The 6892-nt window shown below is 39.1% G+C and carries 6 protein-coding genes; all 6 read right to left on the minus strand.

Annotation, left to right across the window (positions count from 1 at the left end; all coding sequences use genetic code 11):
• Positions 1-47 precede the first annotated feature (47 nt).
• On the minus strand, positions 48-1499 hold the full coding sequence (locus tag ACE198_RS24595) for a sucrose-specific PTS transporter subunit IIBC (RefSeq protein WP_375377390.1): 1452 nt from the start codon (positions 1497-1499) through the stop codon (positions 48-50).
• Between the two features lie 186 nt (positions 1500-1685).
• Positions 1686-2681, minus strand: a complete 996-nt coding sequence (locus ACE198_RS24600) for a LacI family DNA-binding transcriptional regulator (RefSeq protein WP_375377391.1) — start codon at positions 2679-2681, stop codon at positions 1686-1688.
• A gap of 170 nt (positions 2682-2851) precedes the next feature.
• Positions 2852-4345 (minus strand): family 1 glycosylhydrolase, encoded by a 1494-nt coding sequence (locus tag ACE198_RS24605; RefSeq protein ID WP_375377392.1) that lies wholly within the window; start codon positions 4343-4345, stop codon positions 2852-2854.
• A gap of 148 nt (positions 4346-4493) precedes the next feature.
• Positions 4494-4814 carry a PTS sugar transporter subunit IIA gene (locus ACE198_RS24610; protein ID WP_098576683.1) on the minus strand — a complete coding sequence of 107 codons (321 nt, stop codon included), beginning with the start codon at positions 4812-4814 and terminating at the stop codon, positions 4494-4496.
• Between the two features lie 91 nt (positions 4815-4905).
• Positions 4906-6246 (minus strand): PTS cellobiose transporter subunit IIC, encoded by a 1341-nt coding sequence (gene celB, locus ACE198_RS24615; RefSeq protein ID WP_098576682.1) that lies wholly within the window; start codon positions 6244-6246, stop codon positions 4906-4908.
• A gap of 17 nt (positions 6247-6263) precedes the next feature.
• Positions 6264-6572 (minus strand): PTS sugar transporter subunit IIB, encoded by a 309-nt coding sequence (locus ACE198_RS24620; protein WP_026565245.1) that lies wholly within the window; start codon positions 6570-6572, stop codon positions 6264-6266.
• Positions 6573-6892: the final 320 nt, after the last annotated feature.

The following is a 6892-nucleotide window of genomic DNA, read 5'->3' on the forward strand; positions in this document are numbered from 1 at the left end:
CCTAATACAGAAAGGAGAATCACTGGATTCCCCTTTTCATTCTTTTATTATGCTGCTGCTTGACCAGATGATTTTTTAACTGTTATTTTCTCTTCTCTTTTTGCTAAAACAATCGTAACTATAAATGCGACGGCAAACGCAATGGCCATACCGATAATATACGAAATAATTGTATCTGGGCGAATCGAGATAATTCCTGGTATACCAGCTGCCCCTAACGCAGTCGCTTTCACCTTGAACACTGTAACAAAGCCAGATCCGACAGCAGAACCAATAATGGCACCGATAAATGGATAGCGTAATTTCAAGTTAACCCCAAACATCGCTGGTTCCGTAATCCCTAATAAGGCAGAGATTCCAGCTGCTGAAGCGGTTCCTTTAATCTTGGCATTTTTCGTTGTCTTTAGCACAGCAAGTGTCGCTGCTCCTTGCGCAATGTTTGACATTGCCGCAATGACAAAGATAAACGATCCACCCGTTTTCGCAACATCAGCAAGCAATTGCGTTTCTACTGCAATAAAGCTATGGTGCATACCTGTAATAACAATTGGCGCATAAAGTAAACCGAAGATGATTCCGCCAATGACACCTGTTGAGTCATATAACCAGACAATACCATCTGTTAATAGATTACCAGCTGAGCGTGTCAGCGGTCCTACCAATGTGAACGTTAAAACTCCAGTAATAAAGATAGACAATAACGGTGTTAATAGATTGTCTAAAGCAGAGGGAACAACCTTCCTTAAAGACGTTTCGATTTTTGCTAGAATAAAAGAGGCGGCAAGAACAGGAAGTACGGTTCCCTGATATCCTACCTTTTCAATTTCTAATCCAAAAAGATTCCAAACCGGGACTTCATTTTTCAGTAAGGCGGCACCATAACCGTACCCATTTAATAAGTCCGGATGAACCATTAGCATTCCAAGTGCGGCCCCAAGGAAAGGATTCCCTCCGAACCTTTTCGTTGCTGAAAAACCAATTAAAATTGGTAAAAAGACAAAGGCTGCATTGGCAAATGTATTAATAAGTGCTGCTAAATCAGCCATTTCTGGATTGGCATCCACTAAAGATTTTCCTTCAATAAACAAGTCTGGAGCCGTTAGGACATTGTTTATTCCCATTAGTAAACCACCAGCGACGATTGCTGGGATAATCGGAACGAAAATGTCTGACAGCATTTTGACGAATTGCTGAATTGGATTCAGTTTCTTCGCTGCCGCGTTTTTCACATCACTCGTTGACATTTCCGATTGACCAGAGATCTCCGCCAAATGCTTATAAACCTCGTTCACCGTCCCAGATCCTAAGATAATTTGAAACTGACCTCCCGTTGAGAAGGTTCCTTTCACTACATCCATGTTATCCAATTCTGCCTGATTAACGATTGATTCATCATGTAAAACTAGACGTAAGCGTGTGGCGCAATGCGCTGCAGCTGATAGGTTTTCCTGACCGCCTATGGCATTTAGAACTTCCCGTGCAATTTTTTTATGATCCATCTTAATCCCTCTCTTTTCATTTGATTTGTTTTAGGAACCGGTTCCGTTTTTGAGCAAAAATAAAATCCCTTTTTACGGAACCGGTTCCAAAGTATGATAAAAAAATAAATTATTAAAAGAGAAACCGAATTCGATTGTTACCAAGTGAAAAGGTTCTCTTGATTGGAACCGGTTTCGCTGTTTTTATTATAGTGGACGATTAAAGAAATTGTCAACGCTTTCCCGCTCAATAATTTCAAATTTAGAAATAGTTACTCTTTCGACAGGGCGTTCATTGACTAACTCTACGATATGTTTTGCAGCCGTTTCCCCCGCTTCTTTATAAAAAAACTTCGCTGTCGTTAAGCCTGGATGCATGATCTCTGTCACATCATATCCGCCAAAACCCGTTAATGCTATATCTTTAGGAATCGTTAGCCCCTCTGAATACGCAGCCTTCATCACCCCAAGGGCAATATTATCGGTCGCGCAAACAATGATCGAAGGCTGAAATTCATGGATGATTTCCATTGCACTAGCTTGCGCAGCTGGAATCTTGAACAATGTCTCAAAGAAGCGAACTTCACAATCCTCTACTTCTTGAACCGCCTTTTTAAAGCCTTGTTTTCGCTTCACCCCTACTGAAATATCCCGTTCCGTTACACCTAGATATGCAATTTTCCGATATCCTTTTTCAAGAACATACCGCCCCATTTCATAACCAGCACAAAAATCATCATGAATTAGACTATAAAAATCCTCATGCTCTTGTCCTATTAGCAGAACAGGAACTTTAACGGTTTCAAATGCCTCGATATGCTGCCTCGTGATTTCGGTAGCAAGCAAAATAATCCCCGCCATCTTTTGATTGGCAAAGCTATAAATGCTTTCAATCTCTCGCTCTAGATTTTGACTTGTATTAGAAATCATCATTTGATAATTCAGCTGTTTTAATTGCTCATCAATACCAATTAACGTTTGCGAAGAAGCGTAGGAATCAAGCCGCGGGACAATCGTGCCAATAATATTCGTTTTCTTCGCTTTCAAGCTCTGTGCAAATGGATTCGGCGTATACCCGGTGTCCTTTATCGCTTGTTCAATTTTTTTCTTCGTCGCTTCCCCAACAGAGCCGCCATTCAAAAACCGAGAAACCGTACTCTTCGCCACACCCGCAAGCTTGGCAATATCTAAAATTGTACTCATGATTCTCAACCTCATTACATATCAAATTCATATACTCATTATAGTATCATGAAAAGTCAACCGCATTAAATTTTAAAGGCAGGATCTTGATGATTTAAGCGCGTAAATAAAACATAAAACAGGTGCTAAGCACCTGTTTTATGTTTTGTTAATCTTGATATATATTTCATTTAAAAACTAAGGTCTTCACCGTTAGTTGCAATCACTTTCTTATACCAATCAAATGATTTCTTCTTTGTTCTTTCTAATGTTCCGTTTCCTTCGTCATCCATATCTACATAAATAAAACCGTATCGTTTTTTCATCTCTCCAGTTCCTGCTGAAACTACATCAATGCAGCCCCATGGTGTATAGCCCATTAAGTCAACACCGTCTAAAGTAACCGCCTTTTTCATTTCTTCAATATGATCCCGGAAGTATTGGATCCGATAATCATCCTCCACATATCCATTCTCATCCGCTTTATCAATGGTTCCCATTCCGTTTTCAACAATAAAGAGAGGTTTTTGATATCGGTCATAAAGTTCAGATAAAGTGTATCTTAGCCCAATTGGGTCAATTGCCCAACCCCACTCCGTTTTTTCTACGAAAGGATTTACATCTCCCATTTGTCCGCCCGTATCGGTATTCTGAACAATTTCAGTATGGTATACACTGCTGCGGTAATAACTAAATGATAAAAAATCGGAAGGATGCGCCTTGATTATTTCATCATCCCCTGGTTCCTTTTTTATAGTTACCCCCATTTCTTCAAAAAGACGGCCAGCGTACGATGGGTAATACCCTCTCATCATGATATCGGAATAGATCAGAGCTCCTCTTCGATAATCCAAAGCTCCAAATACATTTTCCGGCTTACAATCTTTCGGGTAAATGCAGCTTAATGCAACCATACAGCCAATCTTTGCATCCGGAATAATCTCGTGACAAAGCTTATTGGCACGTGCACTCGCTACAAACATATGATGCTTTGCTTGATAACGTACCTGCGCAGCAGCCTCTCTGGTTCCCATAAAGGCATAACCATTTAATACATTAATTTCATTAATGGTGATCCAGTACTTAACTAAATCTTTATACCTTGTAAAAACTTCTGTACACAATCTTAAAAAACAATCAATCGTCTCACGTCCGCCCCATCCATTAAAATGTTCAGCCAAATAAGCAGGAGTTTCAAAATGATAAAGCGTGACTAATGGTTCGATATTATATTTTTTGCATTCTTTAAAAATATCTTCGTAAAATTTTAGCCCCTCCTCATTTGGTTGTTCCCCTTCAATTCCACCTTTTGGGAAGATACGGGACCAACTAAGAGATAGCCGGAAACACTTAAACCCCATTTCTCCCAAAAGAGCAATATCTTCTTTGTAATGGTGGTAAAAATCTACCGCTTTATGGCTTGGATAATAAACATTTTCATCAATATAGCCTGATGCACCTTCTGGTATCGTATCTACTTTCGGGTCCCCGGTAGGTCGTCGGTTTACCATTGTTTTTGTGCCATCATTTAACTGGATGGTAATTTTTCTTGGACGGTCTGCAGAACCATTTGTTATGAAGTCACTTGTTGCCAGCCCTCTTCCGCCTTCATTGTATCCACCTTCATATTGGTTTGCAGCAGTAGCTCCACCCCATAAAAAATTTTCTGGGAATGTTTTTTTCATTTAATTTCATTTCCTTTCTAAGAACGAGTATGCGAAATAATCTTTAATAAAAAAAGCCCAATATTGGGCAATTAAAAAATGACATACCTTTTGCATAGTTACCAACAATGTTTAACTTTTGTATGTCCTCCTGAAAGATGATCTTGTTTTAAGCCTTTTTGATAAGTTTATGCAATTCAATGATTTCTCTCGCTAAATCTTTTAGAGTCAATGAGTTCATCAAATGATCTTGTGCATGAATCATAATAAGAGGAAGATTAAAGTCATCTCCGCCTGCTTCCTTTTGGATTAAATCAGTTTGGACATGATGTGCTTCATTAAATGCAGAATCTGCTTCGGTTAGTTTTCCTTCCGCTTCATCGAAATTTCCCTCTTTAGCTGCATACATCGCTTCCATTGCTAAGCTTTTTGCATTTCCTGAATGAAGGATTAGTTGAAATGCATGATTGTAAAGTTCCTCTTTATTCATGATTAACAGCCTTTCATATGATTTACTAGGAGAGGAACAATATCCTCTCCTGTCAATTTTGGATCCCCGAACTAATACCCAGTCTTTTTCCTTAGGCGATACTTTCCTTTGTTTCGCCTTTGTTCATTGCATCTTCTTCTCTCTTTTTCGCTTTATCATATATTCTGAAGAATGGAAGATAAATGACAAAAGAAATAGCAATGTTAACTAAGTTCATGATAGCACCTGAAATATGTCCGCCAGAAGCAAGATATCCTGAGATAATTGGCGGCATGGTCCAAGGCACTGCAATACCGGATGGTTTTGCGACTAATCCCATATCCATTCCTAGGAAGGTGACAATAACAGTAACGATTGAAGTAAGGACGAATGGAATGATCATGATTGGGTTTAACACGATTGGCATACCAAATATTAATGGCTCGTTAATGTTAAAGATACTTGGAGCAAGCGCCAAACGACCAAGACTTTTCATTTGTTGAGATTTAGCAAACATAACCATGGATAGAACCAAACCAAATGTTACACCTGTTCCACCGATGTGAACAAAGTTATCCCAGAATTGTTGTGTAACAATATGAGGTAGAGGCTGTCCAGCTTGATAGGCCGTCATATTGTCACCCATCGCACCAAACCAAATTGGTTCCATTACACTTTTAACAATGTTTGTACCGTGTAATCCAGTAGCCCATAATAAAGTTACGAATAATTCAGCAACAATGGTTCCACCTAGAGTAAGACCTACCAACTTTAATGGGTCACCTAAAAGGGTCGTAACTAAACCGTTGATACTTTGATAAGGAGTCATTTCAACAAGTAAACGGATTACCCAAACCACAAGAAGAACAAAAAATCCTGGAATTAATGCTGCAAATGATTTACCAACACTAGGCGGTACACCCGCTGGCATTTTAATAACAATATCTTTTTTGACAACCCAACGATAAATTTCTGTTGATATAATGGCAAACAGTAACGCAACAAACAAACCTTTACTGCTCAAGAAAGCTTTTGAAATGGCACCAGTTACCAAAACTCCTTCTTCAGCTCCAGTTGGAGTAAATAAGAAACTAAATGGTGTTGTCAACATGAAAGCAGCAACTGAAATTGCACCCGCACTCATCGCGTCAAGCTTATAGCCTTCTGCTAGTCGGTAAGCCACGGCGAACGCTGCAATAAGTGACATGATATTGAAAGTTGCATCTACTGGATAACTTAATTTAGCAGCCCATGTTGGGCCAAAAATAGAAGTCATCCAATCAGCATAACCTGGAATCGGTAAATTAGCCACGATCAAGAAAAATGAACCAATGACAATGAATGGCATGGTCGCAATAAGACCATCACGAAGAGCCAATAAGTGTCTTTGCGCACCAATTTTTCCTGCAACTGGCATGACTTTCTCTTCTAGAAAGCTGTTGAATTTACTCATTTTCTTTTCTCCCTTTATTATTTATTATTGGCTAGATTTATAGCTGTTTTTAAAACTTCTGCACCGTTACATGTACCATAGTGGATGGGATTGATGGCATCCACTGGTATGCCCTTTTCTTCACCTAACTTTTTCATATTTGAAAGAAGGTATCTAACCTGAGGTCCTAAAAGAAGGACATCCGCATTGTCAATATGTTGATTGACTGAGTTAGCTGCAACTGCCCAGATTTTCCCTTCCAACCCTTGTTCTTGGGCTGCTTTTTCCATCTTGGTTACTAATAAACTTGTACTCATTCCTGCTGCACAACATAATAAAATATTCATTGATTTATTCCTCCTATTATCCATAAAAGTTATTTTGAAAAATAATCTAAAGTGTTTTAACCTCTTTATGTTTTATAGTTTACGTTGAAAGCGTTTAATTTTACAGAAAGGTTTTTTCCGTTAGGTAACGGAAATATAATAAAAATTGGCTGTGTAACTAGTCTGTTGATTTCCGTTCCGGGCACAAGCGGTTCGCGGGCGTGCCGGGGAGCCTCCTGATATGAACGAAACTGTCAAGGCTCCCTACTTAAACTCGGTTTTGGTTTATTTTTGACCAACTCTAAGAAGAGAAGCTATTTTCGCTTCTTCGCTTACTTGGT

It is taken from the genome of Neobacillus sp. KR4-4 (assembly GCF_042136325.1).
Taxonomy (GTDB): Bacteria; Bacillota; Bacilli; order Bacillales; family Cytobacillaceae; genus Neobacillus.